Annotated in this window: 24 protein-coding genes; 12 read left to right on the top strand and 12 right to left on the bottom strand. The window is 73.1% G+C overall.

The window, feature by feature from the left end:
* Positions 1 to 41: 41 nt before the first annotated feature.
* The 3 genes from AB0F62_RS10010 to AB0F62_RS10000 all read right to left on the bottom strand — a co-directional run bounded on the left by AB0F62_RS10010 (position 42) and on the right by AB0F62_RS10000 (position 3,434).
* A complete protein-coding gene (locus AB0F62_RS10010; RefSeq protein ID WP_361794706.1) occupies positions 42 to 1,766 on the bottom strand; it encodes a phospho-sugar mutase in 1,725 nt (574 codons plus the stop codon).
* A gap of 272 nt (positions 1,767 to 2,038) precedes the next feature.
* A complete protein-coding gene (locus AB0F62_RS10005) occupies positions 2,039 to 2,872 on the bottom strand; it encodes a purine-nucleoside phosphorylase (RefSeq protein ID WP_361794703.1) in 834 nt (277 codons plus the stop codon).
* A gap of 124 nt (positions 2,873 to 2,996) precedes the next feature.
* Positions 2,997 to 3,434, bottom strand: a complete 438-nt coding sequence (locus tag AB0F62_RS10000) for a gamma-glutamylcyclotransferase (protein WP_361794700.1) — start codon at positions 3,432 to 3,434, stop codon at positions 2,997 to 2,999.
* A 62-nt stretch (positions 3,435 to 3,496) separates the two neighbouring features.
* Between AB0F62_RS10000 and AB0F62_RS09995 the strand changes: the two genes are divergently transcribed.
* Positions 3,497 to 4,945 (top strand): NAD(P)H-quinone dehydrogenase, encoded by a 1,449-nt coding sequence (locus tag AB0F62_RS09995; RefSeq protein WP_361794697.1) that lies wholly within the window; start codon positions 3,497 to 3,499, stop codon positions 4,943 to 4,945.
* Between the two features lie 199 nt (positions 4,946 to 5,144).
* Positions 5,145 to 6,170: a DeoR/GlpR family DNA-binding transcription regulator gene (locus AB0F62_RS09990; protein ID WP_361794694.1), complete on the top strand. Its 1,026-nt coding sequence runs from the start codon at positions 5,145 to 5,147 to the stop codon at positions 6,168 to 6,170.
* A 120-nt stretch (positions 6,171 to 6,290) separates the two neighbouring features.
* Here the strand turns inward: AB0F62_RS09990 and AB0F62_RS09985 are convergent, their stop codons facing one another.
* Entirely contained in the window at positions 6,291 to 8,063 is a 1,773-nt protein-coding gene (locus AB0F62_RS09985; RefSeq protein WP_361794691.1) for a biotin carboxylase N-terminal domain-containing protein, read from the bottom strand.
* 394 nt (positions 8,064 to 8,457) lie between these two features.
* Between AB0F62_RS09985 and AB0F62_RS09980 the strand changes: the two genes are divergently transcribed.
* A complete protein-coding gene (locus AB0F62_RS09980; RefSeq protein WP_361794688.1) occupies positions 8,458 to 8,901 on the top strand; it encodes a hypothetical protein in 444 nt (147 codons plus the stop codon).
* Between the two features lie 48 nt (positions 8,902 to 8,949).
* On the opposite strand, the gene AB0F62_RS09975 is transcribed toward AB0F62_RS09980, so the two are convergent.
* The 4 genes from AB0F62_RS09975 to AB0F62_RS09960 form a co-directional block, all read right to left on the bottom strand.
* A complete protein-coding gene (locus AB0F62_RS09975; RefSeq protein WP_361794685.1) occupies positions 8,950 to 9,570 on the bottom strand; it encodes a Maf family protein in 621 nt (206 codons plus the stop codon).
* A 5-nt stretch (positions 9,571 to 9,575) separates the two neighbouring features.
* Positions 9,576 to 9,707, bottom strand: coding sequence for a hypothetical protein (locus AB0F62_RS09970; protein ID WP_361794683.1), 132 nt, complete (start codon positions 9,705 to 9,707; stop codon positions 9,576 to 9,578).
* Between the two features lie 92 nt (positions 9,708 to 9,799).
* Positions 9,800 to 10,006, bottom strand: a complete 207-nt coding sequence (locus AB0F62_RS09965) for an acyl-CoA carboxylase subunit epsilon (protein WP_361794680.1) — start codon at positions 10,004 to 10,006, stop codon at positions 9,800 to 9,802.
* A gap of 15 nt (positions 10,007 to 10,021) precedes the next feature.
* On the bottom strand, positions 10,022 to 11,611 hold the full coding sequence (locus tag AB0F62_RS09960; RefSeq protein ID WP_361794677.1) for an acyl-CoA carboxylase subunit beta: 1,590 nt from the start codon (positions 11,609 to 11,611) through the stop codon (positions 10,022 to 10,024).
* Between the two features lie 231 nt (positions 11,612 to 11,842).
* On the opposite strand from AB0F62_RS09960, the gene AB0F62_RS09955 reads away from it, so the two are divergent.
* The 5 genes from AB0F62_RS09955 to hutH all read left to right on the top strand — a co-directional run bounded on the left by AB0F62_RS09955 (position 11,843) and on the right by hutH (position 17,738).
* Positions 11,843 to 12,685, top strand: coding sequence for a biotin--[acetyl-CoA-carboxylase] ligase (locus AB0F62_RS09955; RefSeq protein ID WP_361794674.1), 843 nt, complete (start codon positions 11,843 to 11,845; stop codon positions 12,683 to 12,685).
* 226 nt (positions 12,686 to 12,911) lie between these two features.
* Positions 12,912 to 13,934, top strand: a complete 1,023-nt coding sequence (locus AB0F62_RS09950; protein WP_361794972.1) for an adenylate/guanylate cyclase domain-containing protein — start codon at positions 12,912 to 12,914, stop codon at positions 13,932 to 13,934.
* 70 nt (positions 13,935 to 14,004) lie between these two features.
* Positions 14,005 to 14,808 carry an enoyl-CoA hydratase-related protein gene (locus AB0F62_RS09945; protein ID WP_361794671.1) on the top strand — a complete coding sequence of 268 codons (804 nt, stop codon included), beginning with the start codon at positions 14,005 to 14,007 and terminating at the stop codon, positions 14,806 to 14,808.
* Positions 14,809 to 14,908: 100 nt separating this feature from the next.
* Complete coding sequence (locus AB0F62_RS09940) at positions 14,909 to 16,060, top strand: GGDEF domain-containing protein (RefSeq protein ID WP_361794668.1); 1,152 nt, start codon at positions 14,909 to 14,911, stop codon at positions 16,058 to 16,060.
* A 127-nt stretch (positions 16,061 to 16,187) separates the two neighbouring features.
* The gene (hutH, locus tag AB0F62_RS09935) at positions 16,188 to 17,738 is read left to right on the top strand and encodes a histidine ammonia-lyase (protein WP_361794969.1); all 1,551 of its coding nucleotides are present in this window, start codon (positions 16,188 to 16,190) and stop codon (positions 17,736 to 17,738) included.
* 83 nt (positions 17,739 to 17,821) lie between these two features.
* Here the strand turns inward: hutH and AB0F62_RS09930 are convergent, their stop codons facing one another.
* Entirely contained in the window at positions 17,822 to 18,106 is a 285-nt protein-coding gene (locus AB0F62_RS09930) for a hypothetical protein (RefSeq protein WP_361794665.1), read from the bottom strand.
* A 189-nt stretch (positions 18,107 to 18,295) separates the two neighbouring features.
* Here AB0F62_RS09930 and AB0F62_RS09925 point away from each other — a divergent pair, with 189 nt between their 5' ends.
* Both AB0F62_RS09925 and AB0F62_RS09920 read left to right on the top strand, forming a co-directional pair.
* Positions 18,296 to 18,694: a hypothetical protein gene (locus tag AB0F62_RS09925; protein ID WP_361794662.1), complete on the top strand. Its 399-nt coding sequence runs from the start codon at positions 18,296 to 18,298 to the stop codon at positions 18,692 to 18,694.
* Positions 18,695 to 18,944: 250 nt separating this feature from the next.
* Positions 18,945 to 20,234, top strand: coding sequence for an Ig-like domain-containing protein (locus AB0F62_RS09920; protein ID WP_361794659.1), 1,290 nt, complete (start codon positions 18,945 to 18,947; stop codon positions 20,232 to 20,234).
* 95 nt (positions 20,235 to 20,329) lie between these two features.
* On the opposite strand, the gene AB0F62_RS09915 is transcribed toward AB0F62_RS09920, so the two are convergent.
* From AB0F62_RS09915 to xylB, 3 genes are all read right to left on the bottom strand, one after another.
* On the bottom strand, positions 20,330 to 21,217 hold the full coding sequence (locus AB0F62_RS09915) for a prohibitin family protein (RefSeq protein ID WP_361794656.1): 888 nt from the start codon (positions 21,215 to 21,217) through the stop codon (positions 20,330 to 20,332).
* A gap of 146 nt (positions 21,218 to 21,363) precedes the next feature.
* Entirely contained in the window at positions 21,364 to 22,512 is a 1,149-nt protein-coding gene (locus tag AB0F62_RS09910; RefSeq protein ID WP_361794966.1) for an ROK family transcriptional regulator, read from the bottom strand.
* 168 nt (positions 22,513 to 22,680) lie between these two features.
* Positions 22,681 to 24,093, bottom strand: a complete 1,413-nt coding sequence (xylB, locus tag AB0F62_RS09905) for a xylulokinase (protein WP_361794653.1) — start codon at positions 24,091 to 24,093, stop codon at positions 22,681 to 22,683.
* A 73-nt stretch (positions 24,094 to 24,166) separates the two neighbouring features.
* Here xylB and xylA point away from each other — a divergent pair, with 73 nt between their 5' ends.
* Together xylA and AB0F62_RS09895 are read left to right on the top strand one after the other, a co-directional pair.
* On the top strand, positions 24,167 to 25,336 hold the full coding sequence (gene xylA, locus AB0F62_RS09900; protein ID WP_361794650.1) for a xylose isomerase: 1,170 nt from the start codon (positions 24,167 to 24,169) through the stop codon (positions 25,334 to 25,336).
* Positions 25,337 to 25,460: 124 nt separating this feature from the next.
* Positions 25,461 to 25,964 carry a GNAT family N-acetyltransferase gene (locus AB0F62_RS09895; protein WP_361794647.1) on the top strand — a complete coding sequence of 168 codons (504 nt, stop codon included), beginning with the start codon at positions 25,461 to 25,463 and terminating at the stop codon, positions 25,962 to 25,964.
* Positions 25,965 to 26,021: the final 57 nt, after the last annotated feature.

Here is a 26,021-nt window from a genome sequence, read left to right as displayed (position 1 = left end):
GCCCGTGCGGGCAGGACCGGGGCGGCGGCGTTGTTCCGGCGTCAGGCGTTCGCGGCCGCTTCGTCCCGGGGGAGCCCGGCGGCGGTCGCGAGGTCGGCCTTGACGGCCGCGAGGACCTCCGTCGCCTGGGCGCGCACGGCGGCCAGCCGGTCGGCGCCCGGCACGGGAAGGACGACCTCCAGGTAGCACTTCAGCTTGGGCTCGGTGCCGCTCGGCCGCACGATCACCCGGGCCGATTCCACACCGGCGCCCGGGGAACCGGCCAGCCGGTAGCGCAGGCCGTCGGTCGGCGGCAGCTCCTCGCTGCCCTTGCCGAGGTCCTCGGCGGTGACGACGGCGAGGCCGGCCAACGAGCTCGGCGGCCGCTCCCGCAGCCGGTTCATCGCGTCGTCGATGACCGAGAGGTCGGAGACCCGCACCGAGAGCTGGTCGGTGGCGTGCAGCCCGTACTCCAGGGCGATGTCGTCCAGCAGGTCGGAGAGCGTACGGCCCTTCGCCTTGAGTTCGGCGGTCAGTTCCGCGACGGCCAGCGCCGCGCTGATGCCGTCCTTGTCGCGCACGCCCTCCGGGTCCACGCAGTACCCCAGCGCCTCCTCGTAGCCGTAGCGCAGGCCGTCCACCCGGGAGATCCACTTGAAGCCGGTCAGGGTGTCGGCGTAGTCCAGGCCCGCGCGGGCCGCGATGCGGGAGAGCAGGGAGGAGGAGACGATGCTCGCCGCGAAGGTGCCGGTGGCCCGGCGGTGCACCAGGTGGGTGGCGAGCAGCGCGCCGACCTCGTCGCCGCGCAGCATCCGCCAGCCGCCCTCTGCGGCACGGTCCGGTACGGCGACGGCGCAGCGGTCGGCGTCGGGGTCGTTGGCGATGACGACGTCGGGGCCGAGGGCCCGGGCCGCGGCGAAGGACAGGTCCATCGCCCCCGGCTCCTCCGGGTTGGGGAAGGCGACGGTCGGGAAGTCCGGGTCGGGCTGGCCCTGTTCGGCGACCACGTGGGGGGTCGCGAACCCGGCCCGCTCGAAGGCCGCGGTCAGCACGTCGCGGCCGACACCGTGCAAGGGGGTGTAGACGACCGACAGATCGCGCGGGGAGTGCCGGTCCACGACGGAGGCGGCGCGGTCCAGATAGGCCTCGACGACCTCCTCGCCGAGGATCTGCCAGCCCTCGTCGGCCAGCGGTACGTCGGTCAGCGGGCCGACGGCGGCGATCTCGGCGGCGATCCCGGCGTCGGCGGGCGGCACGATCTGCGAGCCGTCGCCGAGGTAGACCTTGTAGCCGTTGTCACGCGGCGGGTTGTGGCTCGCCGTCACCGCGACGCCCGCGACGGCGCCCAGGTGGCGGATGGCGAAGGCCAGCACCGGTGTCGGCAGGGGCCGAGGCAGGATGGCGGCCCGCAGGCCCGCGCCGACCATGACGGCGGCGGTGTCCCGGGCGAAGTCCACCGACTTGTGGCGGGCGTCATGGCCGACGACGACCAGTCCGTCGCCCGCGCCCTGCGCCTTCAGGTACGCGGCGAGGCCCGCGGCCGCCCGGATGACCACGGAGCGGTTCATGCGCATCGGGCCGGCGCCGATCTCCCCGCGCAGCCCCGCCGTGCCGAACTGCAGGGTGCCGGCGAACCGGGCCGCGAGGTCGGCGGCCGCCGCCTCGTCACCGGCCTCGACGGCCGTGAGCAGGGTCTCCAGCTCAGCGCGGGTGTCCGGGTCCGGATCCTCGGCCAGCCAGGTGCGCGCCTGACGGATCGGCTCCGCGTTCTCGCTTGCGCTTGCCACGTGATGCTCCTGCGATGTCTCGGTCTTCGGTGCCGCCCGCGCCGCGCGGGTCGGCCTGGGGCCTCCCGGACCGGTGTCCGGCGACCGGCGCCGGAGTGGGAGGCCGCACGTCGGGCCCCGCCGGCGGGGCGGCGGCAGAGCGGGCTGCCGCGACGGGCGCCGCCCGGTCGCCTCCCCGTGGGGCGTCTTCCCCAACCAGCGTGCGGTCACCCCACGGATCGCGCGCGGCGTGCCGAGGGACGGAGGCCGTGCCGCCCACCGGGGCGACGGGGTCAGATCCGCTCGAGCACCCGGGCGAGGAGGCTGCCCATCCGGGAGGCGGAGTCGCGGCCGGCCTCCAGGACCTCCTCGTGGTTCAGGGGCTCGCCCGTCATGCCGGCGGCGAGGTTGGTCACCAGGGAGATGCCGAGCACCTCGGCGCCCGCCTCGCGGGCCGCGATGGCCTCCAGCGTGGTGGACATGCCGACCAGGTCGCCGCCGATGACCCGGACCATGTTGATCTCGGCGGGGGTCTCGTAGTGCGGGCCGGGGAGCTGGACGTAGACGCCCTCCTCCAGGGAGGGGTCGACCTCCTTGCACAGGGCGCGCAGCCGCGGCGAGTAGAGGTCGGTGAGGTCGACGAAGTTGGCGCCGACGATCGGCGAGGTGGCCGTCATGTTGATGTGGTCGCTGATCAGCACGGCCTGGCCGGGGCGGTAGGTGGGGCGCAGCCCGCCGCAGCCGTTGGTCAGGACGACGGTCTTGCAGCCGGCGGCGACGGCGGTGCGCACGCCGTGCACGACGGTGGCGACGCCGTGGCCCTCGTAGAAGTGGTTGCGACCGAGGAAGACCAGTGCCCGCTTGTCGCCGATGCGCACGGAGCGCACCTTGCCGGAGTGCCCGGCCACGGCGGGCGGCGGGAAGCCCGGGAGCTCGGTCACCGCGAACTCGTGCTCGGCCTCACCGAGGGCGTCGGCGGCCGGAACCCAGCCCGAGCCCATCACCAGGGCGACGTCGTGGGTCTCGTCGCCGGTGAGCTCGCGCAGACGAGCGGCGGCGGCCGTGGCGGCGGCGTACGGGTCGCCCAGCGGGGTGCGGGCGGCGTGGGGAGTTGCGGAAGAGTTCACGCGGATGAGAGTAGCCGGTTTACTCCTACGCGCGTAGACGTCCCAGGTCACGGTCTGCGAAATTTCGGAGGATCCGCCGATTGACGCGCTCCGCGGGGCTTTCGGGAGCCTCGGCGGCGCGGGTTCAGCAGGGACGCTTGCGCAGTTCCATGACGTAGTCGTACGGGGCGCCCGCGGACTCCGCCGCGTCGGCGATCTCCCCGAGGTAGCGCGCGGACGGCAGACCGCCCTCGTAGTCGTTGAGGACGTAGATCCACGCGGGGACGTCGCCGTCGAGCGTGTGCGCCCGCACCAGGTGGCGCCGGTAGATGCCCAGCGGGACGCCCTCCCACCGGTCCATCGACTCCTCGTCGACCGGCGCGATGTCGTACAGCCCGACGAAGACCTGGTGCAGCGGGTCCTCGACGAGGGTGGCGAGCGCGCCCTCCCAGCCCATCTGCTCGCCGCCGAAGGTGAGGCGCCAGCCGCTGAGCCATCCGGTGCCGCGCAGCGGTGAGTGCGGGGCGCGGCGGGTCATCAGCCGCGCGTCGAGGTTGCCGGCGTACGCGGCGTAGAGCGACATGGCATGAGAGTACGACAGCGGGGCACCGCCCCCGTAAGTGATCACTTGGCGCGTGCGGGACAATGGGGTACGTGACTCGGATCGTGATCATTGGTGGCGGACCCGGCGGATACGAAGCGGCCCTGGTGGCCAGCCAGCTGGGCGCGGAGGTGACCGTCGTCGACTGCGACGGTCTGGGCGGGGCTTCGGTACTCACCGACTGCGTGCCCTCGAAGACGCTGATCGCGACAGCCGAGGTGATGACCACCTTCGACTCCTCGTACGAGGAACTGGGCATCATCGTGGCGGACGACACACCGCACCTGGAGCAGGCCGCCCGCGTGGTCGGCGTCGACCTCGGCAAGGTCAACCGACGGGTGAAGCGCCTCGCGCTCGCCCAGTCCCACGACATCACCGCCTCCGTCACCCGCGCGGGCGCCCGGGTGATGCGCGGCCGCGGCCGGCTGGAGGGCATGCAGGCGATCGACGGCTCCCGCACCGTGATCGTCGAGGCCGCCGACGGCACTTCGGAGACCCTCACGGCCGACGCCGTGCTGATCGCCACCGGCGGCCGCCCCCGCGAACTGCCCGACGCCAGGCCGGACGGCGAGCGGATCCTCAACTGGACGCAGGTGTACGACCTGGACGAGCTCCCCGAGGAGCTCATCGTGGTCGGCTCCGGCGTGACCGGTGCCGAGTTCGCCGGCGCGTACCAGGCGCTCGGCTCCAGGGTGACGCTCGTCTCCTCCCGCGACCGCGTGCTGCCCGGCGAGGACCCGGACGCCGCCGCCGTCCTGGAGGACGTGTTCCGGCGGCGCGGCATGAACGTCATGGCCCGCTCCCGCGCCGAGTCCGTCAAGCGGGTCGGCGACCGCGTCGAGGTCACCCTCTCCGACGGCCGGGTCATCACCGGCAGCCACTGCCTCATGGCGGTCGGCGCGATACCGAACACCTCGGACATGGGCCTGGAGGGCGCGGGCGTCAAGGTCAAGGAGTCCGGCCACATCTGGACCGACAAGGTCTCCCGCACCTCCGCCCCCGGCGTGTACGCGGCCGGTGACGTCACGGGGGTGTTCGCCCTCGCCTCGGTCGCGGCGATGCAGGGCCGGATCGCGATGTACCACTTCCTGGGCGAGACGGTCGGCCCGCTCAACCTCAAGACGGTCTCCTCGAACGTCTTCACCGACCCCGAGATCGCGACCGTCGGCTACACCCAGGCCGACGTCGACGCGGGCATCATGGACGCACGGGTCGTCAAACTCCCGCTGCTGCGCAACCCGCGCGCCAAGATGCAGGGCATCCGGGACGGCTTCGTGAAGCTCTTCTGCCGCCCCGGCACCGGCATCGTGGTCGGCGGTGTGGTCGTGTCGCCGCGCGCGAGCGAACTCATCCACCCCATCTCGATCGCGGTCGACAACAATCTGACCGTCGAACAGATGGCGAACACCTACACGGTCTATCCGTCGCTGTCGGGTTCGATCGCCGAGGCCGCACGGCAGTTGGCGACCCGCAAGGCGGCCGGCGAGCTGTAGGGCGACCGGTCGACCGGGCGACGGCGTGACCGGGCGGCCCGGCGACCGGCCGGAATCCGCGCGGAGCCGGGGGCTCCGGGCGGTCACCCGTCCGGACGCCGTCGCTTCTATAGCACGCGGCGTCCGGCATCGCGAACAACTTCTGTTAATCGGTGCAAACTGCTGATAGCAGACGGTCATTGGCGTTACTGTCAGTTTCGTGTTCGCAGCAGAACGTCGCCAACTGATCCTCGAAATGGTGCGCGCCAACGGAGCGGTCTCGCTCCGTGAGCTCGCCCGTGTCGTCCAGACCTCGGAAGTGACCGTACGGCGTGACGTGCGGGCGCTGGAGGCAGAAGGACTGCTCGACCGCCGGCACGGCGGTGCGGTGCTGCCGGGGGGCTTCACCAGGGAGTCCGGCTTCCCGCAGAAATCCCATCTATCGACCGCGGAGAAGACGGCGATCGCCGATCTCGCGGCCGGTCTCGTCGAGGAGGGCGAGGCCATCGTCGTCGGCGCCGGCACGACCACCCAGGAGCTGGCACGCCGGCTCGCCCGGGTGCCGGGGCTGACCGTCGTCACCAACTCCCTGCTGGTGGCGCAGGCCCTGGCGCATGCGAACCGGGTCGAGGTCGTCATGACCGGTGGCACGCTCCGCGGCTCCAACTACGCGCTGGTCGGCAGCGGCGCCGAGCAGTCCCTGCAGGGGCTGCGGGTGTCACGGGCCTTCCTGTCCGGGGCGGGGCTGAGCGCGGAGCGCGGCCTGTCCACGTCCAACATGCTCTCCGCGAGCGTGGACCGCGCCCTGGTCCAGGCGGCGGCGGAGGTCGTGGTGCTGGCCGACCACACCAAGCTGGGCACGGACACCATGTTCCAGACCGTGCCCACCGATCTGATCACCCATCTGGTCACGGACGAGCCGCCCGCGGGCGACGACCGCGCCGCGACCGAGCTCCAGGCGCTCGCCGACCGGGGCGTCCAGGTCGCCGTCGCGTCGACGGACGGGGCGGACAACGGGGTGTCCCACGGGCGGCAGCGACGGGAGATGCCGCCCGTACCCGGACCCCGGCGCCATCAGCACCCGTCCGGCAACTACCCGGGTGGTACGGCTCCCGGCGAGCCGCGCGCCCGGGCCGCCGGCCAGTCGGTCGGCGGCGTGTCGGGCATGTCCCCGCTGCGCACCGCCCAACTGGCCGGGGAGCAGCAGGCCGCCCGGATCGCCGACCTGGCCCCGCGTCGCCGTTAGCCGGTCGCGGTCGTCCCGGGCGTCTCCGACTCCCGGGCGTCCCCGACGCGGACAAACGCCGCGGGCCCCGCCGAAGCATCGGCGGGGCCCGCGGCGTCGTGCTGCCGTCCTGAGCGGAGGTCAGTCCTTGATCTCGCAGATGAGGGCGCCGGAGGAGATGGAGGAGCCGACGTCGGCGGTGAGGCCCTTGATCGTGCCCGTGCGGTGGGCGTTGATGGGCTGCTCCATCTTCATGGCCTCCAGGACGACGACGAGGTCGCCTTCCTGGACCTGCTGGCCCTCCTCGACGGCGATCTTGACGATGGTGCCCTGCATCGGGGAGGCCAGGGTGTCGCCGGAGGCCGCGGTGCCGGCCTTCTTGGTGGCACGGCGCTTGGGACGGGCGCCGCCGGCGGCCGCGGTGCGGGCCAGGGTCATGCCCAGCGAGGCGGGCAGGGAGACCTCCAGGCGCTTGCCGCCGACCTCGACCACCACGGTCTCGCGGCCGGGCTCGGTGTCCTCCTCGGCGTCGGCCGGGGCGGCGAAGGGCTTGATGTCGTTGACGAACTCGGTCTCGATCCAGCGGGTGTGGACGGAGAACGGGCCGGGCTCGCCGTGGACCTCGGGGGCGAACGCCGGGTCGGCGACCACCGCGCGGTGGAACGGGATGGCGGTGGCCATGCCCTCGACCTGGAACTCGGCCAGGGCGCGCGCGGCACGCTGCAGGGCCTGCTGCCGGGTGGCGCCGGTGACGACCAGCTTGGCCAGCAGGGAGTCCCAGGCGGGGCCGATGACGCTGCCGGCCTCGACACCCGCGTCCAGACGGACACCGGGGCCGGTGGGCGCGTCGAAACGGGTGACGGTGCCGGGGGCGGGAAGGAAGTTCCGGCCCGGGTCCTCGCCGTTGATGCGGAACTCGAAGGAGTGGCCGCGCAGCGGCGGGTCGTCGTAGCCGAGGGCCTCTCCGTCGGCCACGCGGAACATCTCGCGGACCAGGTCGATGCCGGTGACCTCCTCGGTGACCGGGTGTTCGACCTGCAGACGGGTGTTCACCTCGAGGAAGGAGATGGTGCCGTCGGTGCCGACGAGGAACTCGCAGGTGCCGGCGCCGACGTAGCCGGCTTCCTTGAGGATGGCCTTGGACGCGGCGTAGAGCTGGGCGTTCTGCTCGGGCGTCAGGAACGGCGCCGGGGCCTCTTCGACCAGCTTCTGGTGGCGGCGCTGCAGCGAGCAGTCACGGGTGGAGACGACCACGACGTTGCCGTGCGTGTCGGCCAGGCACTGGGTCTCGACGTGCCGCGGCTTGTCGAGGTAGCGCTCGACGAAGCACTCGCCGCGGCCGAAGGCGGCGACCGCCTCGCGGACGGCCGACTCGTACAGCTCGGGGACCTCGTCGAGGGTGCGGGCGACCTTCAGGCCGCGGCCGCCGCCGCCGAAGGCGGCCTTGATCGCGATCGGCAGGCCGTGCTCGCGGGCGAAGGCCACGACCTCGTCGGCGCCCGAGACGGGGTCGGGGGTGCCGGCGACCAGGGGGGCGCCGGCGCGCTGGGCGATGTGCCGCGCGGCGACCTTGTCGCCGAGGTCGCGGATGGCCTGCGGCGGGGGGCCGATCCAGGTGAGCCCGGCGTCCAGGACGGCTTGGGCGAAGTCGGCGTTCTCCGACAGGAAGCCGTAGCCGGGATGGACGGCGTCGGCCCCGGACTCGGCCGCGGCCGCCAGCACCTTGGAGATGTCCAGGTAACTGGTGGCCGGGGTGTCACCGCCCAGCGCGTACGCCTCGTCGGCCACGCGCACATGCAGCGCGTCCCGGTCGGGCTCCGCGTAGACGGCCACGCTGGCGATCCCGGCATCCCGGCAGGCACGGGCGACGCGGACTGCGATTTCACCGCGGTTGGCGATGAGCACCTTGCGCACGATGGCTCCCTCCTTGAAACAAGCAGAGTTTAGGTACTGGCGACACTTCGTGCCGAGGCACCCCTGGGGGTGAGCTTGCCCACACGGAGGGTGATACGGGCCCACAAACGGGACCCTGATGCCTTGGCTTCCTACGGTAAAGGCCCATTTATCCCGGTGCTTGAGGCCCTGGGGTGTGGGCCGGGTCACCGCTTCCCACCGTGACCGACGGGGCGTCCTTTTTGTGGGAACTCCACGAAGGCCCGGGGAAATCTTTGCCGGATCGGCGCCCCATACGGGTGGCGCCGCCCAGACTCTTGCCGCAACTCCTACCCGTTAGTAGCGTGCGGCCCACGAAATACCGCCGGTAATGGGGTACTGGGACAGGGGGCGCACTGTGCGCAGAAGTGTCGCCGTGGCGGCGGCTGTTTTGCTGGTCCTGGAGGCGTTCGTCTTCGCCTTCGTCAACTGGATCATGGGCATCGCCGTGCGCCACCAGCAGATGTCCCTGGCCGGGCTCGATCCGGGCGCGATGGCGGTGGGCGCGTGGGCGGCCGGTGTCGTGATGGCGCTCTTCCTCATCGGGTGCGCGATCGTCCTCGTCCGCATGGCCCGGCGCGACCGGCCCGCGGGACGCTTCGGCCGGATCCTGCTGATCGGGTGCGCGGTGACGCACGGCGTCCTGGGCGCGGGTCTGGCGGCCCCGGTGGGCTGGGCCGCGTTCGTGGGGATGATGGTGGTCCTGGCGTTCGTGGTGCTCGCCCTGGTGCTCTACACGGGGGAGACGCGGGCCGCCGGCCCGGGCGACGAGCCCGGCGAGAGCACGCCCCCGCCGCCCGTGGCCCCCGCGGCGGTCTGACGGGTCCGGCCGGACCCGTCGGACCGGCCGGTCCGCCGGGCGGCCGGATCAGACCCAGAAGTCGGTGATCCGCAGGTCCAGCTCGGCGAGGAGGCCGCGCAGCAGCGGCAGCGAGATGCCGATGACATTGCCGTGGTCGCCCTCGATGCCCTCGACGAACGGCGCCGAGCGGCCGTCCAGGGTGAAGGCGCCCGCGACGTACAGCGGCTCGCCCGTGGCGACGTAGGCGGCGATCTCGGCGTCGTCCGGGGTGCCGAAGCGCACGGTGGTGGAGGCGGTCGCCGAGACGCGGCGGCCGGTGGCGAGGTCGATGACGCAGTGGCCGGTCCGCAGCACGCCGGAACGGCCGCGCATGGACTTCCAGCGGGCCGTGGCGTCCTCGGCGTCGTCCGGCTTGCCCAGCGCGACTCCGTCCAGGTCCAGGACGGAGTCGCAGCCGACGACCACCTCGCCGTCGGAGAGCCGCTCCGCGACCACCGACGCCTTGGCCTCGGCCAGCACCCGGGCCAGCTCGGCGGGGCTGTCCGCGCTGATCGCGTCCTCGTCGACCCCGCTGACGACGACCCGCGGGTCGAGCCCGGCCTGCTTCAGCAGTCCCAGGCGCGCGGGGGAGGCGGAGGCGAGGACGAGCGGGCGGGGGCTGCGGCTGCTGTCGGTCATGCCCGTCATCGTAGTCAGCAGCGCCAGGCCACCAGGGCCGTGATCAGGGGGACGGCGACGGCGATCACGAGCATCGCCCGGCGCAGCATCGCCTGGGCCTCGCGCATCTCCTCGGGGGGTTCCTCGGACGGGTCTGACCACAGCATGCCGTCCAGGTTGCGCCGCGGAGAACGCCCGCGCCTGAGTACGGATACTCAGGCGCGGGCGGGCATGCGGACCATTTCCGTCCGCTCCGTGCTCAGTGCGGCCAGTACGTGGCGCGCCAGGCCACCGGTGCCGGGCGGAGTATCCGGTCGGGGACGTTGCGCGCGGGGGAGGCCCACTCGTCGGCCGGTCGCGGGCCGTCGGCGGGCCCCGCCGCCGCCGCGGCCCGGGCCTGGACGAGGGCGACGACGGCCGCCAGCTCCTCGGGGGTCGGGTTGCCCCGTTCGACCTTGATCACCATGGCTGGGCACACTCCTTACAGGGGGATGTTGCCGTGCTTCTTGGGGGGCAGCGTCTCGCGCTTGTTGCGCAGCGTCCGCAGCGCCTTCACCAGGTGCGTGCGGGTCTCCGAGGGCAGGACGACCCCGTCGACGTAGCCGCGCTCCGCGGCGACGTACGGGTTGAGCAGCGTGTCCTCGTACTCCTGCATCAGCTGGGCGCGCAGTGCCTCCGCCTCCTCCGGGGAGCCGGCCTCGGCGATGGTGCGGCGGTGCAGGATGTTGACCGCCCCCTGGGCGCCCATGACGGCGATCTGGGCGGTGGGCCAGGCGAGGTTGAGGTCGGCGCCGAGGTGCTTGGAGCCCATGACGTCGTACGCGCCGCCGAACGCCTTGCGGGTGATGACGGTGATCAGCGGGACGGTGGCCTCGGCGTACGCGTAGATCAGCTTGGCGCCGCGCCGGATGATGCCGTTCCACTCCTGGTCGGTGCCGGGCAGGAAGCCGGGCACGTCGACGAAGGTGACGACGGGGACGTTGAAGCTGTCGCAGGTGCGGACGAAGCGCGCCGCCTTCTCGCTGGCGTTGATGTCCAGGCAGCCGGCGAACTGCATCGGCTGGTTGGCGACGACGCCGACCGGGTGGCCCTCGATCCGGCCGAAGCCGGTGACGATGTTGGGCGCGAACAGCGCCTGGGTCTCCAGGAACTCCCCGTCGTCCAGCACGTGCTCGATGACCTGGTGCATGTCGTAGGGCTGGTTCGCCGAGTCCGGGATGAGGGTGTCGAGCTCGAGGTCCTCGGCCGTGATCTCCGGCTCGGCCTCCTGCGGGTAGGCCGGGGCCTCCTGGAGGTTGTTGGACGGCAGGTAGGACAGCAGCGCCTTGACGTACTCGATGGCGTCCTTCTCGTCGCCGGCCATGTGGTGCGCGTTGCCGGAGACGGTGTTGTGCGAACGGGCGCCGCCCAGTTCCTCGAAGCCGACGTCCTCGCCGGTGACGGTCTTGATGACGTCCGGGCCGGTGATGAACATGTGCGAGGTCTGGTCGACCATCACCACGAAGTCGGTGATGGCGGGGGAGTAGACCGCGCCGCCCGCGCAGGGGCCCATGATGAGCGAGATCTGCGGGATGACGCCGGAGGCGTGGGTGTTGCGGCGGAAGATCTCGCCGTACAGGCCGAGCGAGGTCACGCCCTCCTGGATGCGCGCGCCGCCGGAGTCGTTGATGCCGATGACCGGGCAGCCGGTCTTCAGCGCCCAGTCCATGACCTTGACGATCTTCTCGCCGTAGACCTCGCCGAGCGCGCCGCCGAACACGGTGAAGTCCTGCGAGAACACCGCCACCGGGCGGCCGTCCACGGTGCCGTAGCCGGTGACGACGCCGTCGCCGTAGGGGCGGTTCTTCTCCAGGCCGAAGTTGGTCGAGCGGTGCCGGGCCAGCTCGTCCAGTTCGACGAAGGAGCCCTCGTCCAGCAGCAGTTCGACGCGCTCGCGCGCCGTCAGCTTGCCCTTGGCGTGCTGCTTCTCCACCGCGCGCGCCGAGCCGGCGTGGGTCGCCTCGTCGATACGGCGGCGCAGGTCCGCCAGCTTTCCCGCGGTGGTGTGGATGTCGATCTCCGGCTCGGCCATGGGAGGCGGCTCTCCTGCTCTCGTCGGGTCGTTCTGAGGGTGTGACGTGACTGGCGAGTAATGCTGTTTTCGTAGCGTAACCGCGTGGCTGCTGCCTGGTCAGTGCGGCGTTGGCCACACTCCGCTTCCAGGGTCCGCCTTCCCCGCCGCGACGGGGAAGCGGCGGTCCTCCGGGGGGCCGGGCGGCCCGACGCCGAGGCGATCGGCAGGGCAGACCCTAGGCTGGGACGTATGACATCGAACCGCTGGTCCGACCTCGACCGGCCGCCGCTCAACGCGGCCGCCCTGCGCCGCGCGATCGTCACTCCCGACAGCCTGTGGAACGACCTGGACGTGATCGATTCCACCGGGTCGACCAACAGCGACCTGGGCGCCCGGGCCCGGGAGGGTGCCCCCGAGGGCGCGGTCCTTGTCGCCGAGGAGCAGTCCGCGGGTCGCGGCCGCCTCGACCGGCAGTGGCGGGCCCCCGCCCGTTCCGGGCTCTTCTTCTCCGTACTGCTGCGGCCGACCGCCGTTCCGCCGCGCCGCTGGGGCTGGCTGCCGCTGCTGGCGGGGGTCGCGACGGCCACCGCCGTCGCGCGGACGGCGGGTGTGGACACCGGGCTGAAGTGGCCCAACGACGTGCTCGTCACCGTGGACGGCGAGGAGCGCAAGACGGGCGGCATCCTCGCGGAGCGCGTCGGCGACGACGCCGTGATCCTCGGCATCGGCCTCAACGTGACGCTTCGTGAGGAAGAGCTGCCGGTCCCCGCCGCGGGCTCGCTCGCGCTCGCGGGGGCCAAGGTCACCGACCGCGATCCGCTGCTGCGCGCGGTGCTGCGTTCCCTCGCCGAGTGGTACGGCGAGTGGCTGCGCGCCGACGGCGATCCGGCCGGCTCCCGCCTGCAGCAGGCGTACGCCGCCGGGTGCGTGACGCTCGGTCGCGCCGTGCGGGCCGAACTCCCCGGCGGGGGCGAGGTCAGCGGGCGGGCCGTCGCCGTCGACGACGACGGGCGGCTGGTCGTCGCGACCGACGAGGGCGAGCGGGCGGTCGCCGCGGGCGACGTCGTCCATCTGCGGCCGGCAGGAGAGTGAGCCAGGCCACACCTGCCGTATTGTTGAGCCGGCAGCCTCCGACGCCTTGATCGGAAGGGCCGGTGCGCAGGTACCCAGGAGGGGGCGGGCGGTGACCGTGGACGACGCGAGCGACCTCCCGCCGCACGAGGAGCCGGGCGGGCCTCGACGCGAGCAGGCGGAACACGAGGAGCCCGAAGAGCCCGAGGAGCACGAGGAACGCGGTGACCCCGCACGGTCGCACGGCATCGAAGAGGACCCCATCGCCCTGCGCCTGGAGCAGTTGATCCTCGGCGCCGGACGGCACTACACCGCCTTCCAGGCCGCCCGCAGCGCGGGCGTCTCCATGGACCTCGCCGCGCGGTTCTGGCGCGCGATGGGCTTCGCCGACATCGGCCAGGCACGTGCCCTGACCGAGGCCGACGTCCTGGCGCTGCGGCGCCTGGCCGGCCTGGTCGAGGCCGGGCTGATCTCCGAGAGCACGGCGATCCAGGTCGCCCGGTCCACGGGGCAGACCACGGCCCGGCTGGCGGAGTGGCAGACCGACTCCTTCCTGGAGGAGCTCACCGAGCCGCCCGAACCGGGCATGACCCGGGCCGAGGTGGCCTATCCGCTGGTCGAGTTGCTCCTGCCGGAGCTGGAGGAGTTCCTGACCTATGTGTGGCGGCGGCAGCTCGCGGCCTCCACCAGCCGGGTCGTCCGCTCCGACGACGAAGAGGCCGTCGACCGCAGGCTGGCGGTCGGCTTCGCGGACCTCGTCGGCTTCACCCGGCTCACCCGCCGGCTGGAGGAGGAGGAACTCGGCGAGCTGGTCGAGGCCTTCGAGACCACGGCCGCCGACCAGGTGGCCGCGCACGGCGGACGGCTCATCAAGACCCTCGGCGACGAAGTGCTGTTCGTCGCCGACGACGCCGGGACGGCCGCGGAGATCGGCATGCGGCTCATCGAGACGATGAACGGCGACGAGACGATGCCGGCGCTGCGCGTCGGCATGGCCTTCGGGACCGTCACGACCCGCATGGGCGACGTCTTCGGCACGACGGTGAACCTGGCGAGCAGGCTGACGTCGATAGCGCCCCGGGACGCGGTGCTCGTCGACGGCGAACTGGCGCAGGCCCTCGTCGCCGCGGGCGAGGCTCCGGAGTCGGAGGCGGAGATCGAGCCGGGGTCGGAGGAGAAGTACCGCTTCGGGCTGCAGCCCATGTGGCGGCGGCCGGTGCGCGGACTCGGCGTGGTCGAGCCCTGGCTGCTGAGCCGCCGGGGCGGCTGAGCGGGAGCGCCCACTACGCTGACGGTCGGTGGTTCACGATCGTTAACGGCGACCCGGAGGTGGCGGCGCGATGACCGAGCGGCGGTTTGGCGAGTGGGTGGCGGTACGCAGGCACGGTGACGCCGGCCGGGTGGCGGAACTGGTGCTCGACCGGCCCAAGGCGATGAACGCGATCTCGACGGAGATGGCCCGGGCGGTGACCGAGGCGTGCGCGGCGCTGGCCGGCGACGTGTCGGTGAGCTGCGTGGTGCTCACCTCGACCCATGAGCGGGCGTTCTGCGTGGGCGCCGACCTGAAGGAGCGCAACTCCTTCACCGACGCCGACCTGGCCCGGCAGCGCCCGTACACGCGGGCCGCCTACACGGCCGTGCTGGAGCTGCCGGTGCCGTCGCTGGCGTCGGTGCACGGCTTCGCCCTGGGCGGCGGCTACGAGCTGGCGCTGGCCTGCGACGTGATCGTCGCGGACCCGACGGCCGTCGTGGGGCTGCCGGAGGTCACGGTGGGGGTGATCCCGGGGGGCGGCGGCACGCAGTTGCTGCCGCGCCGGGTGGGCGCGGCGCGTGCGGCGCAACTGATCTTCACCGGGCGCCGGGTGCCCGCGGCCGAGGCACTGGCGCTGGGCCTGGTGGACGTGCTCGCCGAGGAGGGCCAGGACCGCGTCGAGGCGCTCGCGCTGGCCACGCGGATCGCCGCGAACTCGCCGGTGGGCCTGCGCGCGGCCAAGCGGGCGCTGCGGCTGGGCCAGGGCACGGACCTGCGGACCGGCCTCGATGTCGAGGACGCCGCCTGGCGCACGGTCGCGTTCTCCGGGGACCGCGCCGAGGGCGTCGCGGCCTTCAACGAGAAGCGCGACCCGGTGTGGCCGGGTGAGTGATTGAGGCGGAAAACGACCGCGCCGCCGGGCGCGTAACGTGCGGGGCCGTGCGAACGTCGCAAACTGGTAAAAAGTTCTGCGGGCGACAGGAGACGGGCGCATGAACGGCACCGGCGGGGACGCACGACTGCGCGCCGTCGCCGAACTCGCGCGGGCGGTGGCGGCCGCGAAGTCGCCGATGGAGGCGGCGGTCGCCGCCGCGTCCTCCGCGCGGATCGCCCTCGGCGGGACGATGGCGGCGCTCTCCCGCTGGGAGCGCGACCGGGGGCGGCTGCGGGTCCTGGTCAACGACGGGGACCTCGCGCCCGGCGAGGAGCCGCAGCCGGCCGAGGAGGTGTACTCGGTCGCGGACTTCCCGGAGATCGTGGAGTTCCTGCACGGCAAGTGGACCGAGGGCGGCGAGCCGCACGCCTGGATCGAGACCGCCGACGGTCCGGCGGAGGGCCGTACCGGTGCCTACTGCCACCAGCGGGTGGCCACCCTGCGGAGGCGCGGACGCACCTCCTGCGTGATCGCGCCGATCATGCTGCACGGGCTCGCCTGGGGCGAGCTGTACGTGGCCAGGGGCGCCGGGCGGCCGGTCTTCGACCGGGACGACGCCGAGTTCGCGACCGTCCTCGCGGCGCTGACCGCGGCCGGGATCGCCCAGACCGAGCGGCTGGCGGAGGTGCGCCGGCTGGCCTTCACCGATCCGCTGACCGGGCTGGCCAACCGGCGGGCCGTCGACCAGCGGCTGGAGGAGGCGGTGGAACGGCACCGGGCCGACGGGACCCCGGTGAGCCTGGTGGTCTGCGACCTCAACGGGCTCAAGCGGGTCAACGACCAGCTCGGGCACGCGGTCGGCGACCGGCTGCTGGTCGGCTTCGGGTCCGTTCTGTCGCTGTGCGGCGCCGCGCTGAAGGGCAGCCTGGTGGCGCGGCTGGGCGGCGACGAGTTCTGCCTGCTGTCGGTGGGGCACGGCGCGGAGGAGGTCGTACGGGTCGCCGAGGAGTTGTGCGTCCGCACCAAGTGGCTGGGACTGGGCGACGGGGTGGCGGTCGGCGTGGCCTCGACGGACGCCGAGATCGGGGTGGTGACCTCGGGGCGCCGGCTGTTCCGGCTGGCGGACGCGGCCCAGTACCGGGCGAAGGCGCTGCATTCGGTGGAGCCGGTGGTGGCCGGGCGCGGGGCGCCGGAGGATCCGGTGGTCCGGCTGGCGGACCAGCCCTCGGGCCACGACGTGGAGCGGCGCCGGTTCCGGGGGCGGGACTGAGGGACGTCCGGGGCCCGGGAAGCGGCACCACGGGACGGCCCGGCGGGTGCGGCGAGGGCCACGCGGAAGAGGCCCGTCCGACACGTGACAGGTAGCGATTCAGTCCGTAGGGTTCGTGAATATGAGTATGCATAACGTGGTGATCGGGGCCCACGGGGCCGCGGCGGAGGACGTGCTGGCGGTGGCCCGCGGCAATGCGCGGGTCGAGCTGTCTGCGGAGGCGCTGGCCGGGATCGCCGCGTCGCGCGAGGTCGTGGAGGCGCTGGCGGCGAAGCCGGAGCCGGTGTACGGCGTGTCGACGGGCTTCGGCGCGCTCGCGGTGCGGCACATCAGCCCCGAGCTGCGCGCGCAGCTCCAGCGCAGCCTGGTCCGCTCGCACGCCGCCGGCATGGGCCCGCGCGTGGAGCGCGAGGTGGTGCGCGCGCTGATGTTCCTGCGGCTGAAGACGCTGGCGTCCGGCCGTACCGGTGTCCGTCCCGTCGTCCCGGAGACGATGGCCGCGCTGCTCAACGCGGGCATCACCCCCGTCGTCCACGAGTACGGCTCCCTCGGTTGCTCCGGCGACCTGGCGCCGCTGTCGCACTGCGCGCTGGTCCTGATGGGCGAGGGCGAGGCGGAGGGTCCCGACGGCGTCGTGCGCCCCGCCGCGGAACTGCTGGCCGAGCACGGCATCGAGCCCGTCGAGCTGCGCGAGAAGGAGGGCCTGGCCCTCATCAACGGCACCGACGGAATGCTCGGCATGCTCGTCATGGCCATCGACGACCTGCGCCGGCTGTTCACCGCCGCCGACGTCACCGCCGCGCTGTCGATGGAGGCGCTGCTCGGCACCGACAAGGTGCTGGCCCCCGAGCTGCACGCGATCCGCCCGCACCCGGGCCAGGCGGCCAGCGCCGAGAACATGCGCCGGGTGCTCGCCGGCTCCGGGCTCACCGGCCACCACCAGGACGACGCCCCGCGCGTGCAGGACGCGTACTCGATCCGCTGCGCCCCGCAGGTGGCCGGCGCCGGCCGGGACACCGTGACGCACGCCATGACGGTGGCCGACCGCGAACTGGTCTCCGCCGTCGACAACCCGGTCGTCCTCCCCGACGGCCGGGTGGAGTCCAACGGCAACTTCCACGGCGCCCCCGTCGCCTACGTGCTGGACTTCCTGGCCATCGCCGCGGCCGACCTGGGCTCGATAGCGGAACGCCGGACCGACCGGCTGCTGGACAAGAGCCGTTCGCACGGCCTGCCCGCCTTCCTGGCCGACGACCCGGGCGTGGACTCCGGCCTGATGATCGCCCAGTACACGCAGGCCGCGCTGGTCAGCGAGAACAAACGGCTCGCGGTCCCGGCCTCGGTGGACTCCATCCCGTCCTCGGCGATGCAGGAGGACCACGTCTCGATGGGCTGGTCGGCCGCGCGCAAACTGCGGCAGGCGGTGGACAACCTGGCCCGGATCGTGGCGATCGAGCTGATGGCCGCGTCCCGCGCCGTGGAGCTGCGCGTGCAGGGCAGCGAGGTGCTGGTGGCGGCCCCGGCGACGCAGGCGGTGCTGAGGGCGGCACGCGAGGCGGGAGTGGGCGGCCCCGGGCCGGACCGCTTCCTCTCTCCGGACCTGGCGGCGGCGTACGAGTTCGTGCGCGACGGCGGTCTGGTGGCGGCGGCCGAGTCGGTGACCGGCCCGCTGGCCTGAGCCCTGTCGCCCTGTTGCCCTGTCGTCCTGTCGTCCTGTTGCCCGGCCGCACGGCCGGGCAACAGGGCTTGGTACGGCCGGACCTAGTACACGTCGCGGGTGCGGCGGCTCGCGTTGATCACGAGCGCGGCGCCCAGGCCGAGGAACGCGGTCCCGCCGACCAGATAGGGCGTGGTGTCGACGCTTCCGGTGTCCGCCAGGTGCTGCCCCTGGTCGGACCCGGTGACGGCCGCGGTGGACGTGGAGGACTGCGCGCTCGCGTTCGCCGGTTGCTCGGCACTGGCGGACGCGTTGGGCACGAAGTACAGGGCGCCGAGGACGGCGGCCGCCGTGATGGCGACGAAGGCGGGCGGACGGTGCGAGGTCAACGGATCCCCCAGCGGTTGCGGCGACTTGACCGTGGAGCCCGATGGTAGTGAGGCAACCGCCGCGGAGGGAAGTTGGGTCCCGGAACCGGAGCTTCCGCGGGTTCCCGGACGTCCGCCGCGGGTATCCTTCCGCCCCGGACGCGGACTGCCTGCGCAACCCCGGCGGTTCCCCCGCATACGCTCCGTCACATGAGCACTACTGACATCCCCACCGGGGAGAGCGGGCCGCGCTATGTGCGGCTCCAGGTGGAGCTGGTCCTGGAGATCACCGGGTCCGGCGAGCTGACGGACGCCGCGCTCGACCAGATCGGCGGCGACGAGTACATGCCGGACGACGAGCGGCAGCACGCCGAGGCGTCGGTGCGGCAGGACGAATCGGAGGCGCTGGCGTATCTGGTCGATCCCTTCGACCTGGTCACCAGCGTGCCGGGCATCGAGTTGGTGCAGGCGTCCTGGTCCTGCGCTCACACCGAGTACGACCCCGACTCCGACGAGTGGGACCTCTACGACGACGAGGCCGACGACGAGGTGGACGACGAGGTGGACGACGAAGCCGACATCGACGAGGAGGAACCGCAGGGACGCTGAACGCGTCTTCGGCAGTGCGTGACCCACAGACCCCGGGCCCCTCACAGGTCCGGGGTTTTCGCACGGGACGCGGGACCGCGCCCATGTCACCTGCGTCACGCACGTGTTCTTCCCCACACTCTCCGGCGTGGGGGAACGGACCAAAGACCCTGGCAGTTCCTGGACGTACGAGTGAGGCTCGATCGAGGGCCGTGGCCCGCGACGCAAGCGGGCCGGGGGAAACGCGTACCGGAAGACATTGGAGATCTGTGTGAAGCGCGCCGAAACCGGCACAGCCACCGACCCGCGACCTTCTCGCAAGCGGCGAGCAGGGCTGGCAGCGATCGCGCTGCTCGCCGTCGGGGCGATCACTCTGACCGCCTGCGGGGGAGACAAGGCGGGCGATGCCGGTTCCGACAACAGCGTCAAGTCGCAGGCCTCGGTCGACGAGCAGGCCGCCAAGGACGCGTCGGACGCCCGAATATCGATCACCCCGAAGACCGGTGCCGACAATGTGAGCATCAACACCGGCGCCAAGGTCGCGGTGACCGACGGTGAGCTCACCAGCGTGGTCATGACCTCCGTGGCGGACGACAAGCAGGTCGAGGGCGCGATCTCCGCCGACGGCAAGAGCTGGGCGCCCAGCGGGCCGCTCGAGCGCGCCACCCAGTACAAGATCGCCGCGAAGGCGGAGGACGGCAAGGGCCGCAAGGCCGCCGAGAACTCCACCTTCACCACGGTCAGCCCCGAGCACAGCTTCATCGGCTACTACTCGCCCGAGAACGGCCAGACGGTCGGCGTGGGCATGCCGGTGTCGATCAACTTCACCAAGGCGATCGAGAACAAGAAGGCCGTCCAGTCGGCGATCACGGTGAGCTCCAGCAGCGGCCAGGAGGTCGTCGGCCACTGGTTCAACTCCACCCGCCTGGACTTCCGCCCCGAGGCCTACTGGCAGGCCGGCTCCACGGTCACCCTGAAGCTGGACCTGGACGGCGTCGAAGGCGCCGGCGGCGTCTACGGCGTCCAGGAGAAGACCGTCACCTTCAAGATCGGCCGCAGCCAGGTCTCGACGGTCGACGCCGCCACCCACCGCATGAAGGTCGTCCGCGACGGCAAGGTCGTCCGCAACATCCCGATCTCGGCCGGCTCCGACGAGAACACCACCTACAACGGTCAGATGGTGATCTCCGAGAAGTTCACCGAGACCCGGATGAACGGCGCCACCGTCGGCTTCACCGACGACGACGGCAAGGGCGAGTACGACATCAAGGACGTGCCGCACGCCATGCGCCTGACCACGTCCGGCACCTTCATCCACGGCAACTACTGGGGTGCCGACTCGGTGTTCGGCAATGTCAACACCAGCCACGGCTGCGTGGGCCTGAACGACACCAAGGGCGGCAAGGACACCGCCTCCGACGGCTACTGGTTCTACACGAACTCGATCATCGGCGACGTCGTGACCGTGAAGAACTCCAAGGACAAGACCGTCGACCCGGCGAACGGCCTCAACGGCTGGAACATGAGCTGGAGCGCCTGGAAGGCGGGCAGCGCGGTCTGAGACCGCTGCCCCCCGGACGGCGACAGGGGCCCGGAACCGAGAGGTTCCGGGCCCCTGTGGCGTTCCCGGCGCCCTTCGCGGGCGTATCCGGGGCCTCAGTCCTTCGTGCCGTCCACGATGACCGGGGAGCCGTTCGAGCCGGTCCCGCAGGGCACCGCGTACACGGGGTGGGACTTCGCGGCCTCCCGGTAGGCGTCCAGGCACTGGTTGTAGAGCACCTTGTCGCTCAGCGACCGGGCGATGATCCGGTTGGCGCTCGCGATGCCCTCCGCCTCGATCCGCTTGCGCTCCGCCTCCGCCTTGGCCGTACGGGCGGCCTCGACGGCCCGCTCGGTGGCCTGCTGCTGCTGGATCTTCTTGTCGATCTGGTCCTGCAGCTGCTCGGAGGGCCGGACGTTGCGCAGGTTCACGGCGGCGACGTCGATGCCGCGCGGGGCGAGGCGCTGCTTGATCAGGGCGTCGATCTCCGAGCCGATCCGCTCGCGCGCGGAGGCGTACCCCTCTTCGCTGGTGTGCTCGGCGAAGACGTTGCGGATGATCTCGCGGCTGTCCGGCATCACCAGCCGCGACTGGATGGCCTCCTCGTTGCCCGCCAGCCGGTAGAGCTCGACGGCCTTGGCGGGCACCACGGCCCACTTGATGGTGACGTCGGCGTAGAGCACCCCGCCCTGCGAGGAGCGGACCTCGACCACGTCCTTGTCGTGCAGGTCGAGGTCGACCGGGCGCGTCGAGAACGACGTGACGTCGGTGAACGGCGACCGGAAGTGGATGCCGGAGGTCAGCGGCGAGCCGACCTTGCCGAAGGTCACCGGGACGCCGACCTCGTAGGCGCTCACGACGTGGACGCAGGCGAAGACGCCGGCCAGCACACCTGCCAGGGCGCTGAGCGCGGCTCCCAGCTTCCAGCCGCCGGAGCCCTGGCCGCGGGCGACGAAGAACAGTACGACCGCCGCCACGAGCAGCAGAACGGACAGCACGAACACGCGAATCCCCCCTCGGGAACGCCGGCCGGCGCCCCCCTTGGGCCCGCCGCGCAGCGCATCGTAACGACGTCCGGCGACTGCTCCGCATGGTGTCGGACGGGCTGTTGCGAGGCTGTTGCGCAGGTGTCGCCCGGCTGTCCGGGGGGTTACCGCGTCCGCAGCGCCTGCGGGTCGTCCAGGACGGAGCGGACCACGCTGTACGCCGCCCCGAGCAGCACGCCCTCGCGGCCCAGCCGGGACACCCGTACGGCGTCCGCCCGCCACTGACGGTCCGTCACGCGGCGGCCCAGCTCCCGTTCGACCGCGGAGCGGAGCCACGGCGCGAGCGAGGCCAGCGTGCCGCCCAGTACGACGGCCTGCGGGTCCAGCAGGTTCACCGCGCCGCTCAGCGCGATCCCGAAGGCCTGCCCGGCGGTCGCGAGTGCCTTCAGCGCCGCCGGGTCCTGCTCCGCGGCGGCGGTCTGAAGGGCCTTCAGCGCCTCCGGACGCTCCGGGGAGATGCCGGCGGCGCGCAGCACGGCCTCCTCGCCCGCGTACTGCTCCAGGCAGCCGCGGGCCCCGCAGGAGCAGCGCGGGCCCGTCGGGTGCACGGGCACGTGGCCCAGTTCCCCGGCGAAGCCGCGCGCCCCGCGGAACAGGCGGCCGTCGACGATCAGCGCCGCGCCGATGCCGATCTCCGCCGAGACGTGCACGAAGTCGGTGACGCCCTCGTGGCCGCCCAGCCACAGCTCGGCGAGGGCGCCGAGGTTGGCCTCGTTCTCGACGGCGACGGGCATGCGGGCGGAGGCGGGCAGGCCGTCCGGGCCGTAGAGCCGGCCGACGGCGTCCACGTCCTCCCAGCCGAGGTTCGGCGCCCGCATGACGACCTGCCGGTCCCGGCCCACCAGGCCCGGAACGGCCAGCGTCAGCCCGGCCGGGGTGAGGCCGGCGGCCCGGGACTCCCGGGACACCTCCATGACGAGCGCGGCCAGTTCGCGCAGTACCTCCGGCGCGGGGCGGCCGCGGTTGTCCGCCTCCACGCGGGCCCGGGCACGGACGGTGCCCCGCAGGTCCACCGCGATGGCGGCGAGGTGATCCACTCCGACCTCGGCGCCGAGGCCCGCGGGGCCGGTGTCGTTCAGCGCGAGGGCGGTGCCGGGACGGCCGACCGTGCCGGGGCGCTGGGTGCCGAGCTCCACGAGCAGGCCCGCGGCGAGCAGTTCGTCGACGAGGGTCGACACGGTGGCCCGCGTCAGGCCGACCTCGGCGGCCACGGCGGCGCGCGAGACCTCGCCGTGGGCCGCCACGGCTCGCATCACCAGCGCCAGATTCCGCCGTCGCAGTCCCGCCTGAGACCCCGGCCGTTCCGCCACGCTCCGGTCCCCTTTCGCTCTCGTCCGTCGTCCGTGCAGCTCACACGGTGACCTGCCCCCACCCTCGCACGCCCCGCCCGGTGGCCGGGCCACCGGGCGGGGCGCTCCGGCTCACCGCACGTCGAACGCGTCCGCCAGCGCCGTGGCGAGGCGGTCGAGCGCGGCGTCGTCCCGGGCGACCGGGTCGTAGGAGGGACCGGCCGTCGTGTTCCAGCGGCGGGCGACCGCCTGCGGGTCCTCGCCGGTGAGCAGCCCCGCGGCCTGTGCGGCCGCGCCCAGCGCGACGAGTTCGTCCGCGACGGGGATCTGCACGGCCCGCCCCGACAGGCGCCGGACGGTCTCCCGCCACGCGGTGCCGCGGGCGCCGCCGCCGATGAGCAGCAGGGGCGCGTCCGAGGCGGTGCCGTCGACCGCGAGCACCTGGTCGAGGGCGGTGAGCAGGGCGTACGCCGCGCCGTCGTAGGCGGCCTGGAGGATCTGGCCGGGGGTGGTGTCGTGCCGCAGGCCGGTCAGCAGCCCGGAGGCGTACGGCAGGTTGGGGGTGCGCTCGCCGTCGAGGAAGGGCAGCAGGACCGTGCCGCCGCCCGGCTCGACCGCCTCGCGGTCCAGGGAGAGCAGGCCCGCGATCTTGTCGACGGCGAGCGTGCAGTTGAGCGTGCAGGCGAGCGGCAGCCAGCCGCCGTGGCCGCCCGCGAAGCCGGCGACGATGCCGGTCGGGTCGGTGGGCCGGGTGGCGGCGGGGGTGTAGACCGTGCCGGAGGTCCCGAGGCTGAGCGCGGGCTGGCCGGGGGCGAGCCCGAGGCCGAGGGCGGCGGCGGCGTTGTCGCCGGTGCCCGCGGCGACCAGGACGCCCTCGCGCAGCGGCAGCCCGGGGAGGGTGACCCCGGCGGCCTCGCCGGGGCCGAGGACGCGCGGCAGCAGGGCGGGGTCGAGGCCGATCTCGGCGAGCAGCGCCTCGTCGTAGGTCTCGGTGTCGGTGGCCCACCAGCCCGTGCCGGAGGCGTCGCCCCGGTCGGTGACGCCGGCGCCGCTGAGCCGCTCGGTGAGGAAGTCGTGCGGCAGCCGCACGGCCGCGGCGGCCTTGGCCGTGTCGGGCTCGTGCTCGGCCAGCCAGGCCCACTTGGTCGCGGTGAAGCTCGTGCCCGGCGCACTGCCGAAGCGGTCCGCCCACCACGCGGCGCCGTGCCGCTCCACCAGCGCGGCGGCCTGGGGCGCGGACCGCACGTCGTTCCACAGCAGCGCGGGCCGCAGGGGCCTGCCCACCGCGTCGAGGACGACCAGGCCGTGCTGCTGGCCCCCGACGGAGATGGCGTCGGCGCGCTCCGCGTACGGCCCGATCTGGGCGAGAGCCGCGCCGAGCGCCCGCCACCACACCTCGGGGTCGGTCTCGCGGCCCGCACCCTCGCTGACCGTGTGCCGGGCCTGTCCTCTGGCCAGCACCTCTCCCGTCTCGACGTCGACGGCGAGCACCTTCGTCGACTGGGTGGAGCTGTCCACACCCAGCGCGATCGGTCCGTTACCCATCCTGCGGCTCCCTTCACAAAGCGGCGATGGCATATTAATTTGTTCAGTGGTCTTACGAATAGGAGCCGCCGCGATGAGTTTCACCCCCACCCCCGAGGACAAGTTCACCTTCGGTCTCTGGACCGTCGGCTGGCAGGGCCGCGACCCCTTCGGCGACGCCACCCGGCCCGCCCTCGACCCCGTCGAGAGCGTGAACCGGCTGGCCGAGCTCGGGGCGTACGGCGTCACCTTCCACGATGACGACCTGATCCCCTTCGGATCGGACGACACGGCCCGCGAGGGTCACATCAAGCGGTTCCGCCAGGCCCTGGACGCCACCGGCCTGAAGGTGCCGATGGCCACCACCAACCTCTTCACGCACCCGGTCTTCAAGGACGGCGGCTTCACCGCCAACGACCGCGAGGTCCGGCGCTTCGCGCTCCGCAAGACCATCCGCAACATCGACCTCGCCGCCGAGCTCGGCGCCAAGGTCTACGTCGCCTGGGGCGGCCGCGAGGGCGCCGAGTCCGGTGCCGCCAAGGACGTGCGGGTCGCCCTCGACCGCTTCAAGGAGGCGTTCGACCTCCTCGGCGAGTACGTCATCGAGCAGGGCTACGACATCCGCTTCGCCATCGAGCCCAAGCCGAACGAGCCGCGCGGCGACATCCTGCTGCCGACCATCGGCCACGCGCTGGCGTTCATCAACGAGCTGGCCCACCCCGAGCTCGTCGGCCTCAACCCCGAGGTCGGGCACGAGCAGATGGCCGGGCTGAACTTCCCGCACGGCATCGCCCAGGCGCTGTGGCACGGCAAGCTCTTCCACATCGACCTCAACGGCCAGACCGGCATCAAGTACGACCAGGACCTGCGTTTCGGCGCCGGCGACCTGCGCTCGGCGTTCTGGCTGGTCGACCTGCTGGAGTCGGCCGGCTACGAGGGCCCGCGCCACTTCGACTTCAAGCCCCCGCGGACCGAGGACATGGACGGCGTGTGGGCGTCCGCCGCCGGCGGCATGCGCAACTACCTCATCCTCAAGGAGCGCGCCGCCGCGTTCCGCGCCGACCCGGCCGTGCAGGAGGCCCTGAAGGCCTCCCGCCTGGACCAGCTGGCGCAGCCGACCCTCGGTGAGGGCGAGTCCCTGGCCGACCTGCTCGCCGATCGCGGCGCCTACGAGGAGTTCGACGCCGACGCCGTCGCGACCCGCGGGTCCGCCTTCGAGCAGCTCGACCAGCTCGCGATGGACCACCTGCTCGGCACCCGCTGAGTCCGCGGAGTCCGCGAGCCCCGCGGGTAACGCGGGTAACGCGGGTAACGCGGGTAACGCGGGTAACGCGGGTAACGCGGAAACAGGGTTGCCGCCGGGCCCGGCCCGGCGGCACCCTGCGGGGGTGATCGAACTGCGCGTGCTCACCCCCGACGACTGGCAGCTGTGGCGGGAGCTGCGGCTGCGCGCCCTCGCCGACGCGCCGCGGGCTTTCGGCTCCCGGCTCGCGGACTGGCAGGGCGACGGCGACCGGGAGGCGCGCTGGCGCGACCGGCTCGCTGTGCCCGGCTCGTACAACCTGGTCGCCCTTGTGGACGGCAGGCCCGGCGGCATGGCCAGCGGCGTCCCCGGCGAGCTGCCGGACAGCGCCGAGCTGATCTCCATGTGGGTGGCGGGCGAGGCCCGCGGCCGCGGCGTCGCCGACCTGCTGATCCGGGCCGTCGAGGAGTGGGCCGTGGGCACCGCGGGCGTCGCACTGCTCCACCTCGCCGTCGCGGAGGGCAACGCGGCCGCGACGGCGCTCTACGTGCGCAACGGCTTCGCCGACGACGGGGGCCCCGGCGGCGTCATGCCGGACGGGCGGCCGGAGCGCATCATGACGAAGCGGCTCGCGGCGGCACCGGCCTGACCGGGGCCGCGCCGGGTGGACCAGGCCCGAGGGGCCCGGTCCGGCTCCTCGCCCGGC

Source organism: Streptomyces sp. NPDC026673 (assembly GCF_040638135.1).
Classification (GTDB): Bacteria; Actinomycetota; Actinomycetes; order Streptomycetales; family Streptomycetaceae; genus Actinacidiphila.
Note: the sequence above shows the minus strand (reverse complement) of the source record. Positions and strands in the feature narration are given on the sequence as shown.